The sequence below is a fragment of the Oceanimonas aquatica genome, assembly GCF_030732065.1.
Taxonomy (GTDB): domain Bacteria; phylum Pseudomonadota; class Gammaproteobacteria; order Enterobacterales; family Aeromonadaceae; genus Oceanimonas.
Window position 1 is genome coordinate 53,662 of the sequence record NZ_JAVBHX010000004.1, and the last position, 17,241, is coordinate 70,902.

Annotated in this window: 18 protein-coding genes; 8 read left to right on the forward strand and 10 right to left on the reverse strand. The window is 60.2% G+C overall.

Translation table 11 applies throughout. The features are described 5' to 3' along the window. The first annotated feature begins 47 nt into the window (after positions 1-47). Positions 48-452 carry a DUF3461 family protein gene (locus tag Q9290_RS07105; protein WP_306078946.1) on the forward strand — a complete coding sequence of 135 codons (405 nt, stop codon included), beginning with the start codon at positions 48-50 and terminating at the stop codon, positions 450-452. Between the two features lie 43 nt (positions 453-495). On the opposite strand, the gene Q9290_RS07110 is transcribed toward Q9290_RS07105, so the two are convergent. Next, entirely contained in the window at positions 496-744 is a 249-nt protein-coding gene (locus Q9290_RS07110) for a hypothetical protein (RefSeq protein WP_306078947.1), read from the reverse strand. Between the two features lie 207 nt (positions 745-951). Between Q9290_RS07110 and Q9290_RS07115 the strand changes: the two genes are divergently transcribed. After that, positions 952-1,290 carry a DUF3461 family protein gene (locus tag Q9290_RS07115; RefSeq protein WP_306078948.1) on the forward strand — a complete coding sequence of 113 codons (339 nt, stop codon included), beginning with the start codon at positions 952-954 and terminating at the stop codon, positions 1,288-1,290. A gap of 66 nt (positions 1,291-1,356) precedes the next feature. On the opposite strand, the gene Q9290_RS07120 is transcribed toward Q9290_RS07115, so the two are convergent. Together Q9290_RS07120 and uraH are read right to left on the reverse strand one after the other, a co-directional pair. Then, complete coding sequence (locus Q9290_RS07120) at positions 1,357-2,700, reverse strand: NCS2 family permease (RefSeq protein WP_306078949.1); 1,344 nt, start codon at positions 2,698-2,700, stop codon at positions 1,357-1,359. A 91-nt stretch (positions 2,701-2,791) separates the two neighbouring features. After that, complete coding sequence (uraH, locus tag Q9290_RS07125) at positions 2,792-3,145, reverse strand: hydroxyisourate hydrolase (RefSeq protein ID WP_306078950.1); 354 nt, start codon at positions 3,143-3,145, stop codon at positions 2,792-2,794. Between the two features lie 363 nt (positions 3,146-3,508). On the opposite strand from uraH, the gene puuE reads away from it, so the two are divergent. From puuE to Q9290_RS07140, 3 genes are read left to right on the forward strand one after another with little or no spacing between them, the layout of a single operon-like run. Beyond that, positions 3,509-4,429, forward strand: a complete 921-nt coding sequence (puuE, locus tag Q9290_RS07130; protein ID WP_306078951.1) for an allantoinase PuuE — start codon at positions 3,509-3,511, stop codon at positions 4,427-4,429. Next, on the forward strand, positions 4,429-4,944 hold the full coding sequence (gene uraD / locus Q9290_RS07135; protein WP_306078952.1) for a 2-oxo-4-hydroxy-4-carboxy-5-ureidoimidazoline decarboxylase: 516 nt from the start codon (positions 4,429-4,431) through the stop codon (positions 4,942-4,944). Before puuE ends, uraD begins: the two co-directional genes overlap by 1 nt. A 58-nt stretch (positions 4,945-5,002) precedes the next feature. Beyond that, a complete protein-coding gene (locus tag Q9290_RS07140; protein ID WP_462806085.1) occupies positions 5,003-5,512 on the forward strand; it encodes an ureidoglycolate lyase in 510 nt (169 codons plus the stop codon). A 92-nt stretch (positions 5,513-5,604) separates the two neighbouring features. Here Q9290_RS07140 and Q9290_RS07145 read toward each other — a convergent pair whose 3' ends face one another. Next, on the reverse strand, positions 5,605-6,660 hold the full coding sequence (locus Q9290_RS07145; RefSeq protein WP_306078953.1) for an AI-2E family transporter: 1,056 nt from the start codon (positions 6,658-6,660) through the stop codon (positions 5,605-5,607). Between the two features lie 264 nt (positions 6,661-6,924). Next, positions 6,925-8,595: a methyl-accepting chemotaxis protein gene (locus Q9290_RS07150; protein ID WP_306078954.1), complete on the reverse strand. Its 1,671-nt coding sequence runs from the start codon at positions 8,593-8,595 to the stop codon at positions 6,925-6,927. Between the two features lie 202 nt (positions 8,596-8,797). Between Q9290_RS07150 and Q9290_RS07155 the strand changes: the two genes are divergently transcribed. Then, on the forward strand, positions 8,798-10,720 hold the full coding sequence (locus Q9290_RS07155; RefSeq protein WP_306078955.1) for a metallophosphoesterase family protein: 1,923 nt from the start codon (positions 8,798-8,800) through the stop codon (positions 10,718-10,720). On the opposite strand, the gene Q9290_RS07160 is transcribed toward Q9290_RS07155, so the two are convergent. The 5 genes from Q9290_RS07160 to Q9290_RS07180 form a co-directional block, all read right to left on the reverse strand. Beyond that, entirely contained in the window at positions 10,668-11,102 is a 435-nt protein-coding gene (locus Q9290_RS07160; RefSeq protein ID WP_306078956.1) for a VOC family protein, read from the reverse strand. The two genes, Q9290_RS07155 and Q9290_RS07160, sit on opposite strands and share 53 nt — an antisense overlap. A gap of 112 nt (positions 11,103-11,214) precedes the next feature. Next, positions 11,215-12,780, reverse strand: coding sequence for a BCCT family transporter (locus Q9290_RS07165; RefSeq protein WP_306078957.1), 1,566 nt, complete (start codon positions 12,778-12,780; stop codon positions 11,215-11,217). A 23-nt stretch (positions 12,781-12,803) separates the two neighbouring features. Beyond that, a complete protein-coding gene (locus Q9290_RS07170) occupies positions 12,804-13,919 on the reverse strand; it encodes a mandelate racemase/muconate lactonizing enzyme family protein (RefSeq protein WP_306078958.1) in 1,116 nt (371 codons plus the stop codon). 9 nt (positions 13,920-13,928) lie between these two features. Beyond that, positions 13,929-15,107 carry a UxaA family hydrolase gene (locus Q9290_RS07175; protein ID WP_306078959.1) on the reverse strand — a complete coding sequence of 393 codons (1,179 nt, stop codon included), beginning with the start codon at positions 15,105-15,107 and terminating at the stop codon, positions 13,929-13,931. After that, a complete protein-coding gene (locus tag Q9290_RS07180; RefSeq protein WP_306078960.1) occupies positions 15,104-15,442 on the reverse strand; it encodes a hypothetical protein in 339 nt (112 codons plus the stop codon). Before Q9290_RS07180 ends, Q9290_RS07175 begins: the two co-directional genes overlap by 4 nt. A gap of 207 nt (positions 15,443-15,649) precedes the next feature. On the opposite strand from Q9290_RS07180, the gene Q9290_RS07185 reads away from it, so the two are divergent. Both Q9290_RS07185 and Q9290_RS07190 read left to right on the forward strand, forming a co-directional pair. Continuing rightward, positions 15,650-16,339, forward strand: a complete 690-nt coding sequence (locus tag Q9290_RS07185; protein WP_306078961.1) for a GntR family transcriptional regulator — start codon at positions 15,650-15,652, stop codon at positions 16,337-16,339. Between the two features lie 70 nt (positions 16,340-16,409). Continuing rightward, positions 16,410-17,228, forward strand: a complete 819-nt coding sequence (locus Q9290_RS07190) for a DUF2797 domain-containing protein (protein ID WP_306078962.1) — start codon at positions 16,410-16,412, stop codon at positions 17,226-17,228. Positions 17,229-17,241 lie beyond the last annotated feature (13 nt).

Sequence of the window (17,241 nt, forward strand, 5' to 3'; positions counted from 1 at the left end):
AAGAAGTGCGGGATTGTGTTGAATAATGAACTTCCGAGTGAGCAGCAATGAGCAATCAGTATCCCACCCTTACCCAGATGGGTATCACCTCTTTTGACAACATCAGCCGCTACCAGCTTCGTCGCGAAGGCCGGGCGGATGTACTCAAGATTTATTACCACAGACCCAAGGGCTCGCTGTTGTCGCGCAGCAAGAAGTTTACCTTTGCCCGCCCCAAATCACTGGGTCCGGTGGAGTTTCAGAAAACCGAGCAGTGGCACCAGCTGGAAGACACCAGCCCGGTATTGCGCCAGGCCTTGCTGGAGCTGCACACCCTGCTGGGCAGCGAGGTGCGCACCGATGACACCACCGCCGACACCAAAAAGCAGTTGCTGGCGGATCTGGAGCACATGGAAAGGGTCATGCAGGACAAGCTGGACGAACTGCGCCGTCAGATAGAAGCGCTGAAGTAATCACATACAATAACGCCATGCCTTGCGCATGGCGTTATTGTTTTCAGGCCTGGGCCGCCTGCTGCTGACGCAGCATGGATTCCGCCATTTTCTTGCCAAACAGCTCCATCACAGCGTCTTCGTCGTCGCCGGCTTCCTGCAGGGCCGCCACCATGGCTTCCAGGGTGGGCTGGGTCTTTTCCACCAGCTGCTGAACATACTGCTCCGCGCTGACGCGGGTCAGGGCCTCGTATTCTTCAAACAGTGCCGCGAGCTCCGGGCTCAGTTCCAGGGTAAGAGAATTTGCTGCCATGACGGCTCCTTGTCTTTGTTGTATTCACAGGTAGTGGTTCCCACTCTAGAAGTGCTCCTGCCCCGGCATTAGCACCAGCCGGCGGCATTCAATAGGGCCAGCTGGTCTCATTCCCCACCGGTAACTGGCTCTAGCGTCCAGCAGCACAAATAGCTAGCCTTTCGGTTAATGAGATGTAAATGATTTGTGTGAATGACGGAGGTTGTTATGAGTCAGGCTTACCCCACGCTCGCTGCCATGGGCATTGAGAACATCAATGCCATCAGCCGTTTTCGTCTGCGTGACGCTGATGATCACAAGGAGCTGAAAGTCTGGTTTGAGCACGCAGCGGACTCCTGTCAGCCCAGCAGCCTCAAGTTCCGTTTTCCGCAAGTGATCGACCGGGAAGTGGCCAAAACCCTGGATGCAGCCATTGAAGAGCTGGAGCAACTGCTCGGCCGGGAAAGCTCCCGGGAGCGGCTGTTGCTGGAGCTGGGCCGGTTTGAACAGGTGATGAACGACAAGATGAACGAGCTGCGTCAGCGCATGAGCCGCCTGGCGGGGTGAGACGAGTCCGCCGGAAATAAAAAAGCCACCGCATTGCGGTGGCTTTTTACATTCAGTGGCAACGGCTTACATAAAGATAAACTTGGCCACGAAGATGGCACTCAGCACATACACTCCCAGCGAGACCCTGGCGGCCTGGCCGGTGGCCACTTTCAGCACCGTGTAGGCGATGAAGCCCATGGCGATGCCGTTGGCGATGGAGAAGGTCAGCGGCATCATCAGGGCGGTGATGGCGGCCGGGGCCATTTCGGTGTAGTCGTGCCACTCGATGTTGGCCAGGCTGCTGGTCATCAGAAAGGCCACATAGATCAGGGCGCCGGCGGTGGCGTAGGGGGGCACCATACCGGCCAGCGGCGCCAGAAAGAGCGACAGCAGAAACAGCGCGGCAATGGTCACCGCGGTCAGGCCGGTACGGCCACCGGCGGCCACGCCGGCGGAGCTTTCCACGTAGCTGGTCACCGGCGGGCAGCCCACAAAGGTACCGATCACGGACGAGGCACTGTCGGCCTTGAGGGATTTTTTCAGGCCTTCAATGGTGCCGTCGGGGCGGCGCAGGTGAGCGCGTTCGGCCACGCCCATCAGGGTGCCGGCGGTGTCGAACATGTTCACAAACAAAAACGCCAGGATCACGGTGATCATGCCCACGTCCAGGGCGCCCATGATGTCGAGCTTGAACAGGGTGGGGGACAGGCTCGGCGGCGCGGCAAAAATGCCGTTGTATTCCACAATGCCCATGCCCAGACCGATGAGGGTGGTACCCAGCACGCCGATCAGCACGGCGCCGAAGATCTTGCGATGCGCCAGTACGGCAATAATCAGAAAGCAGGCAACGGCCAGCCAGGCCGGGGGCTGGGTCAGATCACCCGTGGTCAGCAGGGTGACCGGGCTGTCGGCGATGATGCCGGCGGTTTTCAGGCCGATAAAGCCCAGAAACAGGCCCACACCGGCGGTCATGGCATAGCGCAGCGACTGGGGAATGGCGTCGAGCACCCATTCACGAATCTTCCAGAAGCTCATGGCGGTAAAAATGATGCCGGACCAGAACACGGCACCCAGTGCCACTTCCCAGCTATAGCCCATCTCGCCGACCACGGTAAAGGCAAAGAAGGCGTTCAGGCCCATGCCCGGGGCCAGGCCCACCGGCCAGTTGGCGTAGAGTCCCATAAACAGGGTGGCGATGGCGGCACCGATACAGGTGGCGACAAATACGGCTCCCGCGTCCATGCCGGAGGCAGACATGATATTGGGGTTAACAAAAATGATGTACGCCATGGTGATAAAGGTCGTCAGACCAGCCACCAGCTCGGTTTTGACCGTGGTGCCATGGGCGCTCAGTTTGAACAGTCTGTCCAGGAGTCCCGGTGAAGCCGGGAGGGGGTGAGAGGTTGGCTCGTGCTTGGCGTGTTCCATAACCGGAAGTCCTCGTGGGTAATGTGCAGACTGCTCATGCCGCCAGTCGTTCCCTGGGCCGGCGGCATGAGCAGGAGCCGTCTGCGACCCTTTAGCTACCGCGGTAGGTAGAGTAGCTGTAGGGCGAGATCAGCAGGGGTACGTGATAGTGCTCTTCGCCTTCGGCAATACCAAAGCGGATAACAACGTCATCCAGGAACGCCGGCTCGAGCAGTTCAATACCTTGTTTCTTGAAATAAGGAGAGGTGTGGAATACCAGCTGGTATTTGCCTGATACATAGTCAGCACCTTCCAGGATGGGCGCATCGGTACGGCCGTCGTGGTTGGTGTAAACGGTGTTGAGCAGCGTGGTTTGCTCGCCGTCCACCTTGTACAGCTCAACCTTGATGTCGGTGCCGGGCAGGCCCTTGGCAGTATCGAGTACGTGAGTAGTGAGTCTTCCCATTTTCAAGTTACCTTGCGCATTACTGCGTCTTCAAAGTCCAAGGTACTACCGACGAACAACGCCGGTAGAAGTATTTTTACATCAAGATAACTGGTCCGTCTACATTATCTTAACATCGAGATATGTTTTTTTACGTACCAGATCACATTTCTGAACGTGGACATCTTGATTCATCGCTGATTGTCATTGCTTTACGGCCACAAAGCAAGATTTCCGGATGCCTTCCGATACAAAAACTAAACCAGTCATTTACATAAGTTGATTTTATTGTATACAATGGGAAGATTGTGACGACCGTCAAACTCTCTCTTCCCGGCTGCCTTTGGCCGGCATGTAATCCTTTGTTTTTTTAGGAGTTTTCAGATGAGCCAAAACAAAGACTATCCCCGCGACCTGGTCGGGTATGGCGCCAACCCTCCTCACCCCAAGTGGCCCGGTGACGCCCGTATCGCCATCAACTTTGTACTGAACTACGAAGAAGGCGGTGAGCGTAACGTGTTGCACGGCGACGGCGAATCTGAAGCCTTCCTGTCTGAAATGCCGGCGGCCGTGGCCTTCCCCGATGCCCGCCACATGAGCATGGAATCCATCTACGAATACGGCAGCCGCGCTGGCGTATGGCGTCTGCTGCGCCTGTTCAAGCGCTACGACATTCCGCTGACCATCTTCGCCGTGGCCACCGCCATTGAGCGCTATCCGGAAATCGCCAAGGCGTTTATGGACGAAGGTCACGAGATCTGCTCGCACGCCTACAAGTGGATCACCTATCAGTTCATGAGCGAAGAAGAAGAGCGCGAGCATTACCACAAGGCGATGGAAATCTTTGAACGCGTCTGTGGCCAGCGCCCCCAGGGCTGGTATACCGGCCGTGACAGCCCCAACACCCGCAAGATTGTGATGGAAGACGAAGGCATTCTGTATGACTCCGATTCCTACGGCGACGATCTGCCTTACTGGGTAGACAACAAGGGCAAGGGCCACCTGGTGATTCCGTACGTGATGGACACCAACGACATGCGCTTTGGCCAGGGTTGCTACAACAACGGTGAAGAATTCTACCAGTATCTGAAAGATGCCTTCGACGTGCTCTATGAAGAAGGCGCCGAAGCTCCCAAGATGCTGTCTATCGGCATGCACTGCCGCCTGCTGGGCCGTCCGGGCCGTATGGCCGGTCTGGAGCGTTTCATCAAGTACGCCCGCAGCCACGACAAGGTGTGGTTTACCCGCCGCATCGACATTGCCAAGCACTGGCATGAGCACCACCCCTATAAAGGAAACAAGTAATGAGCCTGTTCAAGACCTGCAAGCCCGCCTCCATGGGCCGCGACGAATTCGTAAAAACTTTCGCCGACATCTACGAGCACTCTCCCTGGGTGGCAGAGCAGACTTATGATCAGGGCCTGACCGAGGCCGACAATGAGATTGAAAAGCTGCACGCCCGCATGAGCGGTGTGATGCTGAACGCCGACAAGCAGGCTCAGCTTGACCTGATCAACGCTCACCCGGATCTGGCCGGCAAGGCCGCCCAGCGCGGCGAGCTGACCGAAGCCTCCACCAACGAGCAGGCCGGTGCCGGCATCAGCGAGTGCACCGCCGAAGAGTTCGAGCGCTTCACCACCCTGAACAACGCCTACAAGGAAAAATTCCAGTTTCCGTTCATCATGGCGGTAAAAGGCTCCAACCGTCACCAGATCCTGGCGGCCTTTGAAGAGCGTATTCACAACGATTACGACACCGAGTTTGATCGCGCCGTTGCCGAGATCAACAAGATTGCCGCGTTCCGTCTGAACGACATGTAACACGGCCGGCGAGGCTGTCTGCCTCGCCGTTCTTTCTTCTTCTCTGCAGGAGGCAGTAATGATCAAAACTCTCAAGATCGAGCCGCTGACCAAGGAAGCCTTTGCTCCCTTTGGTGACGTGATCGAATCCGAAGGTCGTGACTACTTCATGATCAACAACGGCTCCACTCAGCGTTACCACAAGCTGGGCGAAGTGCAGCTGGACGAACAGGGCCAGGGCATCATCAACATTTTCCGTGCTGAAACCCTGGAATATCCGCTGCAGGTGAAAATGCTGGAGCGCCACCCGTTTGGATCCCAGTCTTTCATTCCGCTGTTCGGTCACGACTTCCTGCTGGTGGTTGCCCCGGTTGGCGACGGCAGCATGAACATAGACCCGTCCACCGTACGCGCCTTCCGCGCCACCGGTCGCCAGGGTGTGAACTACCACAGAGGCGTATGGCACCATCCGATCATGGCGCTGCGTGACAACGACGAGTTTCTGGTGGTGGATCGCAGTGGTCCGGGCAACAACTGTGACGAGTTCTTCTTTGACGAGTCGGTACAACTGACCGTTGAACTGGACTGAGCCACAGCCCGCTGATGTTAAAAGGCCCGCATTCAATGAATGCGGGCCTTTTTGTTTACGCGTCGCCCCCGCGAAGGCGGGGGCCCAGGGCCTCAGTCCTCCAGCTCGTGGCCGTTGAACTCGCGCATAAAGATATCCCAGAACACCAGAAACAGGGCCGCCACCAGCGGGCCGATGACAAAGCCGTTGATGCCCATCAGGCTGATCCCCCCAAGGGTGGAGAACAGCACCAGATAGTCGGGCAGTTTGGTGTCGCGGCCCACCAGCAGCGGGCGCAGCACGTTGTCGGCCAGGCCGATGACCAGGGCGCCAAAGGCCACCAGCACACTGCCCGAAACCCATTCGCCGGTGGCAAACAGGTAGATGGCCACCGGCAGCCACACCAGGGCCGCGCCAATGGCCGGGATCAGTGACAGAAACGCCATCACCACGCCCCACAGCAGCGGCCCGGGAATGTCCAGCACCCAGAAAATAAAGCCGCCCAGGGCCCCCTGGGCCATGGCCACCAGAATGTTACCCTTGACCGTGGCCCGGGTCACTTCCGAGAACTTGGCAAACAGGGTGCGCTCCCGGGCATCTCCCAGGGGCAGGGCCCGCACCAGCAGCTCGGTCAGCTGATGGCCGTCACGCAGTAAAAAGAACGTCAGATACAGCATCAGCGCCACGTCCACCACAAAGGTAAAGGTGCTCTGACCGGCGTTAAGCGCCTTGCCCGCCAGCAGTTTGCTGGCGGTGACTGCCGCCTCCGACAGCTTTTCGCGCACGCTGTCCAGATCGATGCCCAGCCGCCCCAGCAGATCGGGCAGCAGCGGAAAGGCGGTGCGCACCTGCTCCAGCAGCTTGCCGGGGCTGATTTCACCCTGATCGATGCGCTGGTACAGCAGCAGCCCTTCCTGGGCGAACGAGGCCGCGATAAACAGCACCGGCAGCACCACGATGATCACGCAGAACGCCAGGGTCAGCAGCGCTGCCCGGTTGGGCTTGTCGCCGATGCGCGCCATGATGGCGTTTTGCAGCGGATAGAAAATCACGCTGATGGCGCAGGCCCAGAAAATGGCGCCCCAGAAGGGCCTGAGCACCAGCCCGAACAGCAGGCTGACCAGCAGCAGGGTAAACAGAAAAGAACGTTGCTCGATTTTTTCGCGCATGAAGTAAAGGTTCCGAAGGAAACGGAGCCCCAGTGTAAAGAAGGGGGGATAAAGTGGCCAGAGAATGCGCACGCCGGCGGTTGAGGCCGCCGGCGTGAACAGGCCTTAGCTGGTGCGGTAGCGTCCTACCAGCTGTTGCGGCTCTGGCATAAGCTGGCCAGATTCCACCGGGTGACCGCGAGGCCTTAGCTGGTGAGGTAGCGTCCTACCAGCTGTTACAGTGCGGCATAAGCTGGCCACATTCAACCGGCTTACCGCACGGCTTTAGCTGGTGCGGTAGCGTCCCACCAGTTGTTGTAGCCGGCTGGCCAGATCGCCCAGCTGGCGACTGGTCTGAGTGGCGGCCCTGGAGCCGGCGTTGGTCTGCTCGGCAATGGCCACAATCTGATGCACGTTGGTGTTGATGCTTTCCGATACCTGAGTCTGCTCTTCCGCCGCGCTGGCGATCTGGGCGTTCATCAGGTTGATGGTGTTCACCGCGGTGCCGATGTCGAGCAGGGCCTCGTCGATGCGGCGGGCCTCGGTCACGGTGTGACTGGAGCCGTCGCGAATGGTCTCGATGGCCTGCACCGCTTCCTTGGCCCCCTGCTGCAGCCGGGTGATCATGGTGTGAATCTCCTCGGTGCTGGTCTGGGTACGGCCGGCCAGGGTGCGCACCTCGTCGGCCACCACCGCAAAGCCACGGCCCTGCTCGCCGGCCCGGGCCGCTTCGATGGCGGCGTTGAGCGCCAGCAGGTTGGTCTGCTCGGCCACGCCGCGGATCACGTCGAGCACGGTACCAATCTGCTCCGATTCCTGACCCAGCCGCTGAATGATGTCGACCCCGGCGGCAACCTGGTTTTCCAGCCCATCAATCACCGTAATGGCGCCCTGCAGCTGCTGCTGGGCGTTGTTCACCAGGGTTTCGGCCTGTTCGGCGGCCTCGGCGGCGTTGGCGGCGCTGCTGGCCACTTCCTGGGCGGTGGCCGACATCTGGTTCATGGCGGTGGCCAGCTGGTCGCTCTCGTGATGCTGGCGATCGATGCCGGCCTCGGTTTCTTCCATAAAGCGCTGCAGCTCGTTGCTGGCCTGCTGCAGGGTGTCAGCGGAATGGCGGGTGTTCTGCACCAGATCGCTGATCTGGCCGGCAAACTGATTAAAGGAGCGGGCCAGGGTGCCCAGTTCGTTTTGCTGGTTGGCGTCGAGCCGGCGGGTCAGATCCCCTTCTCCCTGAGCGATGTTCTCCATGGTGTGCACCGCCTGACGAATGGGGGCGTGAATGCCCCGGGCGATGACCAGGCCCACGGCGGCGATCAGCGCCAGCAGCAAGGTGGCGGAGAGTGCCGAGTTGATCAGGCCCTGACGCACCGAGGCCGACAGCTCCTGCTCCAGCCGGGCCACGGTGGCCAGCAGGTCGTCGATGTAAAAACCGGTGCCCAGCAGCCAGTCGGTGCCGGGAATGGGCATGATATGGGCCAGCTTGGGCGAGCCCTGATTGCTGTTGGGCTTGGGCCACTTGTATTCCACATAGCCGCCGCCATTACGGCCCAGATCTATGTATTCCTGCACCAGATGGCGGCCATCCGGGCTGGTGGAATTGAAGTAGTTCTTGCCTTCCCGGGCCGGGTTGTCGGCGCTGACCACCTGTACACCGTCATGGTTGTAGACAAAAAAGTAGCCTGAGCCCTGGTCAAAGCGCAGCCGGCGCAGCTGCTCCTTGGCGATGGTGGTGTCGCCCCGGGCCAGCAGCGGCTGAATGCTGGTAATGGCCAGCTCCATGTAGTTGGAGAGCTGTTGCTTGCGGGACTCAAAAAGGGATTGATGCAGGCTTTGGCCGCTGAGCTCTTTCAGCCGCAGCGACTGGGACACATTGACCCAGGTGCTGACAGCGGCCAGCAGCAGCAACGGCAACAACGCCAGCAACAGAATTTTTTGCCTGATGGAAAGTCGTTTCATCCTTGATACCACCCTAGATTTGTTTACATATTTTTATCATTTTGTTTTATGAATGTCATTTGGGTCGGTACAAAATAAGTTAACCCTATGAGCAATCAATACCGGGTTAACGGCAGAAAGCGTCCGGGCTTGAGCCCGGTTTTCTTTCAAGGCTCAGTGCCAGTGGGTATGATGAGCGCAGATGTAAACATACGGACTCGTTATGAACCTCACCATTCTTGCCGGCCCGCTGTTGCGCCGGGCCGACCCTTCACGCCTGGTATTCTGGCTGGCCAGCCGCGAAGAGCTGGCCTTTCGCCTGTGCCTGCCCGACCGCGAGCCTTTGCTGTTTTCCGGCGAGGGCCAGCGGCAGCTGCGGGTGGGGGAGTCCTGTTTTATTCAATTGCTGGACCTGCGCCTGGATGAGCCCCTGCCCACCGACACGCGCCTGTCTTACGATCTGCAGTGGCGCCGGCCGGGCGAGCAGGACTGGCACGGCATGGCCGAGTGGGGGCGCGAGCTGTGTTATGAAGGGGAAAGCCTGCCCAGCCTGGTGATCCGCAGCAAGCTCGACAGCCTGCTGCACGGTTCCTGCCGCAAGCCTCACCACGCCGCGCCCGATGGCCTGGTAGCGGCAGACGCCTGGCTCGGTGAGCGTCACAGCCAGCCGGCCCAGCGTCCGGCGCAACTCATGCTGAGCGGGGATCAGATCTACGCCGACGACGTGGCCGGCCCCATGCTCACCGCCATTCATCAGCTGATCGGGAAGCTGGGGCTGTATGGCGAGGAGCTGGAGGGCGCCCTGGTGGCCGACAGCGACGAGCTTTTTGCCAGCCCGCTCAACTATTACCGGCGCGAGCAACTGCTGCCCGGCACGCGGGAAAACGTGCCGCTGCAAAAGCGTTTTTTTGAAGGGGCGCGCAAGCCCATCTTTACCACCAGCAGTGCCGCCAACCACCTGATCACCCTGGCCGAGGTGCTGGCCATGTACCTGCTGGTGTGGTCGCCGGTGCCCTGGCAGCTGCTGCCCGAGGATCGTCCGCAGCTTGACGGGGATCTGGCCGAACGTTACCGGCACGAGCGGGAGCGGCTGGCGGCTTTTGTGGACGGCCTGCCGGCGGTGCGCCGGCTGCTGGCCCATATGTCCACCCTGATGATCTTTGACGATCATGACGTGACCGACGACTGGAACCTCACCGCCGGCTGGGAACAAAGCGCCTATGGCCATCCGTTCTCCAAACGGATCATCGGCAACGCTCTTGCCGGTTACCTGATCTGCCAGGGCTGGGGCAATGATCCCGATGCCTTTGCCGGCGATCCTTTGGAACGATTACAGGCCTGGAGCGAGCAACCGGACGGTGAGCGTCAGGATCAACTGATCGATACCCTGCTGACGTTTGACGGCTGGCAATACCAGCTCGACACTCAGCCCCGGCTGCTGGTGCTCGATACCCGTACCCGGCGCTGGCGCTCCGAGTCCAGCCTGAACCGGCCGTCCGGGCTGATGGACTGGGAGGCGCTGACCGAGCTGCAGGGTGAAATGCTCAATCAGGAGTCGGTGGTGGTGGTGTCACCCACCCCGGTGTTCGGGGTGAAGCTGATCGAGGTGATTCAGAAGATCTTTACCTGGCTGGGCAAGCCGCTGCTGGTGGATGCGGAAAACTGGATGGCCCACAAGGGCACCGCCAACGTGATCCTCAACATCTTTCGCCATGCCCGCACCCCGGCCAATTACGTGATCCTCTCCGGCGATGTGCACTACTCCTTTATGTACGACATACGTCTGCGCCACCGGGGCGGCGAGCCCCATATCTGGCAGATCACCAGCAGCGGCATCAAGAACGAGTTTCCCCGCCGGCTGCTGGACGTGCTCGACCGGCTTAACCGCTGGCTCTATGCGCCGCGCTCGCCGCTGAACTGGTTTACCCGCCGGCGCAAACTGCGCATTACCCCCCATTCGCCGGTGGGGGCCTCAACGGGCGAGCGCTTGCTGAACCGCGCCGGCATCGGCTATGTGCGCTTTAACGAGCAGGGCGAGCCGGTGTGCGTGCAGCAGATCACCGCCGAGGGCGCGGTAGACTTTATCGAGCCCGTTACGCAACCGGCGCTGGTGCGGCAGCCGGACCAAGGGGCTGACCAAAGCTGAACTCCACCTGGTTGCCGTTGGGATCCTTTACGCCAAAGTAGTAGCCCACCGGAAAGGGCTCGTCCCGGGGCGGCCACAGCAGGCAGCCCGCCTGTTCGGCCCGCTCGGCCAGGGCATCCACCGCCTCGCGGCTGGGCAGGGTAAAGCCGAAGTGACGGTAGTCCCGTGCACCCAGCTGCAGATCCTCACCGCCGTTCATCAGCACAAACACAAAGTCCTGCTCCCGGCCCGGCTCCGCCAGCCAGACGATGGTCTGGGGGCCGCTTTCCCGCCGGTGGGTTTCTGTCAGGCCGCAAAACTCCGTGTAAAAAGTCAGGCAGGCGTCGAGATCCCGCACATGCAGGGCCAGGTGGGTCAGGCGGGGGTAGTGAACATGGGCCATGGTGTGCTCGCTGATTGATGATCCATGGGGCTGAGTATGGAAGCGGGCGCCCAAAAAGCAAAAGGGCGGAAGCCTGCGCTTCCGCCCTGTGATTGTCTTTACCGGCAGCCGGTCAGTCGGCCGGTACTGCAACCACGGCCGGTTGTTCCGCCTGCTGGGCTGGCGCCACACTCTCGGTTTCCCGGCCATTGAGCCAGCGGAAGAAGCCGTACAGCATGATGAAGATCACCAGCATCAGCGGCAGTGAGGTGACGATGGCCATGGTCTGTACCGTGCTCAGGGGAGCGTCGATAAACATCATCGCCAGGGGCACCGCCGCCAGGATCAGGCACCAGAACAGCCGCAGCGCCGTGGGCGGGTTGGCGTTTTCATCCAGCTGATTGGAGGCGGTGGCTGCCAGGGTAAAGGAGGCAGAGTCCAGGGTGGTGGCCAGGAACAGAATGGACATGACCGCAAACACCATGATGAAGAGGGCGCTGAACGGCAGGGTCCGCAGCACTTCCACTACCGTGGCCGAGCCGCCGATGCTGTTGATGGACTCGGTGACGTTGACCAGATCGTTGAGGTGGGTGCTCATGCTGTAGCTGCCCAGCACGCCAAAGAAGATAAAGCAGCCGGCACTGCCGCCCACCACCATGCTGAGGATCACTTCCTTCAGGGTGCGGCCCGCCGACACCTTGGTGACGAACAGCGCCATAAAGGGCACATAGGTCATCCAGTAGGCCCAGTAGAATACGGTCCAGGAGGTGGGGAAGGAGCCGCCTTCCACCGGATCGGTCCACAGGCTCATGCGAATGAAGTTCTGCAGCATCAGGCCATAGCCGTTCACCGACTGGTCGATGATAAAGGTGGTCGGGCCCAGCACCAGAATGGCGAGCACAAACAGCACCGCCAGCTTGGTGTTCATGTCGCTCAGCTTGGCCATGCCCTTTTCAATGCCCACGTAGGAGCTGACGGTAAACAGGGCGGTAATGGCCAGCATCAGGCCCAGGTTCATGCCAAAGCTGCTTTTGGTGCCCAGCAGGGACGCGATGCCTTCGGTCACCATGGGCACGCTCAGCCCAAGGGTAATGCCCATGGCGCCCACGCAGCTGAAGATGAAAATGGTGTCGATGGTCTTGCCCACGGCCGTGGTGTAATAGCGGCCCATGATGCTTTCACACACCGCGGAGAGCTTGAGCTGCGGGTTCTTGCGCACATGAAAGGAGTAGGCCACCGGCAGCGAGGCGATGCAGTACAGCGACCAGGCCGAAATGCCCCAGTGGAACATGTTGTAGCTGGTGGCCCATTCCGCCGCCAGCGGCGAATTCGCTTCGATATTGTAGGGCGGATCCATGTAGTAATAGCCCCACTCCAGAAAGGCCCAGTACACGGTGGCCGAGCCCAGGCCGGCGCAGATCATCATGGCCAGGTAGGTGAACAGGCTGTACTGGGGCTTGTTGTCGCCGAGGCGAATGTTGCCGTGCTTGCCAAAGGCAATGCAGGCCAGCGCAATCACGCTGAAAAAGCCGAACAGCAGATACACGGAGCCGAACTGCTCGGTGATACCGCTGAACAGCATCTTGGCCACGTCGTTACCCTGTTCGGGGTACAGTGACAGGCCTGCCACGATAAAAAAGATGGTGGTGAGGCTTATCAGCATCAGCGGTTTGTCGACGCTTTTTCTCTGTTGTTTCATAGCGAATGATTCCATTTCGTTTATTACACGCGGTAGCGGCCGATGATGTCTTCGTTGAGTTCGATACCCAGTCCGGGTGACATCGGCACGGGTACATGGCCGTTTTCAAAGGGCAGACGGTTGGCCACCAGATCGGTGAACAGCGGGCTTTGGCTCTGGGAATATTCCATCAGGGTGCCGTGCTCGCAGGCCGCGAGAAAGTGCACCGAGGCGGCCAGCAGAATGCCGGTACTGAAACCGTGGGGCACCAGCTGCACGCCGTGCAGCTGAGCCAGGTCGTAGATTTTTTTCATTTCGGTGATGCCGCCACAGCGGGTGATGTCCGGCTGCACGATATCGACCCCGGAATGCTCCAGGAAATGCTTGAATTCGTAACGGGTAGTGAGCGACTCGCCCCCGGCCAGCTTGGCCTTGAGCCTGCCTGCAAGCTTGTTGTAGCCGGCCAGATCGTCGGCCAGCACCGGCTCTTCGATCCAGTTCAGGTTATAGGGCGCCAGCCGTTCGGCCATGTAGCCGGCATGGCCCGAGGTGCGCCACTTGGAGGCCAGATCGATCTGCACCTCTATGTGCTCGCCCACCGCCTCGCGCACCGCCTTGACGATGCGCACATCGGTATCGGGATCGTCGCCGAACACGCCACCACCGAACTTGATGCTGGTAAAGCCCTGGGCCACGAGATCGGCGGCAATGGCGCCGTTGGCCTCGGGATCAGCGTCGGGAATAAAGGTGCCGTAGGCCTTGATCCTGTCGCGGTACTGGCCGCCCAGCAGGGTATGCAGGGGAACCTGGTAAAACTGACCGGCAATGTCCCACAGCGCGATGTCGATGGCGCTGATGGCATGAATGCCGGCGCCGCGGCGACCCACGTAGTTGGACGCCCAGTACATCTTGTTCCACAGCCGCTCGATTTCCAGCGGGTTTTCGCCGATCAGCAGTGCGCGCAGGCCATGGCAATAGAGATTGGACTGAGGCGTTTCAATGCAGGCCTTGATCACGGCCGGGGAGCTGTCGGCTTCGCCCACGCCAATCAGGCCGGTGTCGGTGTGCACGCGCACAATGACCGCATCCTCGCCCCACTCGCACTCCTGATCCGCCGCGGGCACCCGCAGACAAATGACTTCTACATCGGTAATACGCATCGAAACCTCTTAAACCGGTTGGGTATGGATCAGCGTTTCCAGGCGCTGCTCCTTCTGGTAAAGCGAGCAGTAGGCAAAGCCGACTTCCTCGATGGCGGTTTGCTCGCCGTCGATCACGCGATCCAGGCAGTCGAGCACTCGCTCGGCGGCCTGTTCCACGCTTTGGGTGGCCGACATGATGCCGCTTACGTCCACGTCGATGTCTTCGGTGATCAGTGATGCATTGCCGCTGACCCGGATCACCGGCACTATGGGATTGCTGAAACCGGCGCCGCCGGTGGTCCACAAAATCACCTGGGCACCCAGGGCCGCGAAGTGCATGCCCGAGCCACCACACAGGTGGGTGGTCTCCGACAGGTACATGCCCGGCGCCTGTGGCTGTTCAATGCCCTGCGGGGTAATGCGCAGCACGTCCTGAATGGGGCGGGTACCGGTTTTATGCAGGGCACCCAGGGCCTTTTCTTCCAGGGTGGTCAGGCCGCCGACGCTGTTGCCGATGCTCATGGTTTCCACTTCTGTGCCGGGCACGTGCCAGCGCCGTTCTTCTTCCAGGATCAGCCGTTCCAGCTTGTCGGCCACCGCCGGGCTGACCGCCCGCCGGCGCAGAATGTCTTCACAGCCGATCAGTTCAATCAGCTCGCCGGCCACGCAGCTGGCGCCGGCATCCACCAGGGCATCGACTGCCCGGCCCACCGCCGGGTTGGACGCAATGCCGGAACTGGTATCGGAGCCGCCGCATTTGACGCCCACCAGCAGCTCGCTGATGGAAACCGGCTCGACCGGTACCGCTTCGGCCAGCGCCACCAGTTCCTGAGCCAGGGCGATGCCGTCACGAATGGTCTGGCGGGTGCCGTTGTTCTTGATGATCGACAGCCGGCGCACCGGCTTGCCGGCCTGCTCCAGCGGGGTGGCGATCAGCGCCGGATCGATACTGCCGCAGCCCATGTTGAGGATCAGCGCGCCCGCCACGTTGGGGTTGAGGCCGGCGCCTGTCATGATATTGACCAGCTCTTCGTTGCCGCCATACATGCAGGTGTAATGGTTGGTGACGATGACGCAGTCGCTTACTTTCTGGCGAATGGCCTGGGCGATGCCTTCGGCACACTCATCAACGGCCAGGATCAGAATATGATTGCGGATCCCGACCTGGCCATTGGCGCGCCGGTACCCCTGAAATTGCTGTTTCATTCGGTTTCGATCCGCATTTGCTGAATGATCTGTTCGATGATGCTGTCCGGAATATCAACCCGGCTGCTGCGCACGTTTTGCACATGCACCAGCTCACCGGCGGGAATAGCCCTGATCGCGATCCCGATGTTGTAGCCGGCCTTGCCGATGTGTTCTTCAGGCGCGATGGCGTTCAGCGCCATCTTGTTGCCAAAGGGAATGGCCTGCAGCGTCTGAAAGCTGCCCACCCGCTGGTTGTTATCGTCGATGACCTCCACTGTCTGATGCTTGCCCGCATCACTCAGCAAGGTGGCGACATTGTCCTGTCGGTGTAACCGAATGGCTTTGATTGTCATGTTCACCTGATCCTTTTTGCTGATTGTCCTACAATCTACGGTCGGCGATTTTGACATAGGTCAAAACCGAGGAACAGTGCCAATGTGTCTGTTTTTTGGCGCTCCGGTGCCGCGCTTTGTGGGCCGGAGCGGCGGATGAGTATCACCCCGGTGGTGAAGAATCCTGTACAATGTTCCTGCTCGATTCACCCTAACGATTGATATGTAATGAAAAAAATCATTAAAAGCAGTCTGGAAGAACAAGCCGCCGACTACCTGCGCGAGCTCATTCTCAGCGGCCATTACCAAATGGGACAAAAGCTGGTGGAAAGTGCCCTGGCCCGGGAGCTGGAGCTGTCGCGCAGCACCATTCGCATGGCGCTGAACACCCTGGCCCACGAGGGCATAGTGGTGCAGACCCCTTATGTGGGCTGGCAGGTGATCGATCTGAACGAGCATGATCTGTGGGAGATCTTCCATCTGCGGGTGGCACTGGAGCCGCGCTCCGCCTGGCTGGCCGCCGAGCGTTTGAATGATGAGGGCCGCCAGCGGTTGCAGCACATGATGGCGCTGTTTCTGGAAAAGGCCGCCACCCCGGGCGTGGACAGCCAGGAGCTGAGCCGCATGGAGTTGCAGCTGCACAGCCTGATTGTGGAGCTGAGTGAAAACCAGCGGCTTTACGGCATCTATCAGAACGTGGCTAATCAGATGCTGATTTATTTCAACATCGATCTGGTGACCTACGAGCCGGCGGAAATTGCCGACAGCCACCAGCCGCTGGTGGATGCCATTTGTGCCGGCGATGCCGAGCTGGCGGCCCGGCTGGCAGAAGAAAACATCACCACCTTCAGCGAGATTGGTGAGAAGTTCAAGGCGCACTGCGAGCAGTCTCGCCGGCGGGCGGCGGCCGGGCGCTGACCCGGCACCGGGACGCCCGTGCCGGTGGCTGGTAGAATGGGGCTCATAACATAACGACACAGAAGCAAGCATGAGCAACCTCACCGGAACCCTGATCAAAATGCCGGCCAGCCTGGCCGGCCCCGTGGCCTATCAACTGGCGCTGGGCGAGCACCGTATCGACCTGAACGCCCGCCTGGGTCAGCCGTTGAAGCTGACCTTTACCGGCAACATTTACTGCGATGCCTGCGGCCGCAAAACCAAAAAAAGCTATTCCCAGGGGCACTGCTTTCCCTGCATGAAAAAGCTGGCCCGCTGCGACATGTGCGTGATGAAGCCGGAAACCTGTCACTACTTTGAAGGCACCTGCCGCGAGCCCGAGTGGGGCGATCGCAACTGCATGGTGCAGCACGTGGTTTACCTGGCCAACACCTCCGGGCTGAAGGTGGGTATTACCCGTCACACTCAGGTACCCACCCGCTGGATTGACCAGGGTGCCACTCAGGCGTTGCCCCTGCTCAGGGTGGCCACCCGCCAGCTGTCCGGCTTTGTGGAAGTAGCGCTGGCCGACATGGTGGCCGACAAAACCAACTGGCGCGCCATGCTCAAGGGGGAGGAGGCCCCGCTGGACCTGAAAGCCGAAGCCGAGCGCCTGCTGCCGGAAATAAAGGAGAAGCTGGCCGAGCTCTCGCTCAAATACGGCGACGACGCCATTACTCAGGTGGACGAGCCGGTGGTGGAACTCAGCTATCCGGTGCTGGAATACCCCACCAAAATCACCAGTCACAACTTTGACAAGCACCCCGAAGTGGCCGGCACCCTGCTCGGCATCAAGGGCCAGTATCTGATCCTCGACACCGGGGTTATCAACCTGCGCAAGTTCACCGGCTACGAAGTCACGCTGGACTGAGCAGGGCCGGGTG

Coding starts and splice junctions, on each gene's coding strand:
- Q9290_RS07180 (WP_306078960.1), bottom strand. CDS start 15,442: ATGACAATCAAAGCCATTCGGTTACACCGACAGGACAATGTCGCCACC.
- Q9290_RS07145 (WP_306078953.1), bottom strand. CDS start 6,660: ATGCGCGAAAAAATCGAGCAACGTTCTTTTCTGTTTACCCTGCTGCTG.
- uraH (WP_306078950.1), bottom strand. CDS start 3,145: ATGGGAAGACTCACTACTCACGTACTCGATACTGCCAAGGGCCTGCCC.
- Q9290_RS07115 (WP_306078948.1), top strand. CDS start 952: ATGAGTCAGGCTTACCCCACGCTCGCTGCCATGGGCATTGAGAACATC.
- uraD (WP_306078952.1), top strand. CDS start 4,429: ATGAGCCTGTTCAAGACCTGCAAGCCCGCCTCCATGGGCCGCGACGAA.
- Q9290_RS07150 (WP_306078954.1), bottom strand. CDS start 8,595: ATGAAACGACTTTCCATCAGGCAAAAAATTCTGTTGCTGGCGTTGTTG.
- Q9290_RS07185 (WP_306078961.1), top strand. CDS start 15,650: ATGAAAAAAATCATTAAAAGCAGTCTGGAAGAACAAGCCGCCGACTAC.
- Q9290_RS07120 (WP_306078949.1), bottom strand. CDS start 2,700: ATGGAACACGCCAAGCACGAGCCAACCTCTCACCCCCTCCCGGCTTCA.
- Q9290_RS07105 (WP_306078946.1), top strand. CDS start 48: ATGAGCAATCAGTATCCCACCCTTACCCAGATGGGTATCACCTCTTTT.
- Q9290_RS07140 (WP_462806085.1), top strand. CDS start 5,003: ATGATCAAAACTCTCAAGATCGAGCCGCTGACCAAGGAAGCCTTTGCT.
- Q9290_RS07155 (WP_306078955.1), top strand. CDS start 8,798: ATGAACCTCACCATTCTTGCCGGCCCGCTGTTGCGCCGGGCCGACCCT.
- puuE (WP_306078951.1), top strand. CDS start 3,509: ATGAGCCAAAACAAAGACTATCCCCGCGACCTGGTCGGGTATGGCGCC.
- Q9290_RS07175 (WP_306078959.1), bottom strand. CDS start 15,107: ATGAAACAGCAATTTCAGGGGTACCGGCGCGCCAATGGCCAGGTCGGG.
- Q9290_RS07190 (WP_306078962.1), top strand. CDS start 16,410: ATGAGCAACCTCACCGGAACCCTGATCAAAATGCCGGCCAGCCTGGCC.
- Q9290_RS07165 (WP_306078957.1), bottom strand. CDS start 12,780: ATGAAACAACAGAGAAAAAGCGTCGACAAACCGCTGATGCTGATAAGC.
- Q9290_RS07110 (WP_306078947.1), bottom strand. CDS start 744: ATGGCAGCAAATTCTCTTACCCTGGAACTGAGCCCGGAGCTCGCGGCA.
- Q9290_RS07160 (WP_306078956.1), bottom strand. CDS start 11,102: ATGGCCCATGTTCACTACCCCCGCCTGACCCACCTGGCCCTGCATGTG.
- Q9290_RS07170 (WP_306078958.1), bottom strand. CDS start 13,919: ATGCGTATTACCGATGTAGAAGTCATTTGTCTGCGGGTGCCCGCGGCG.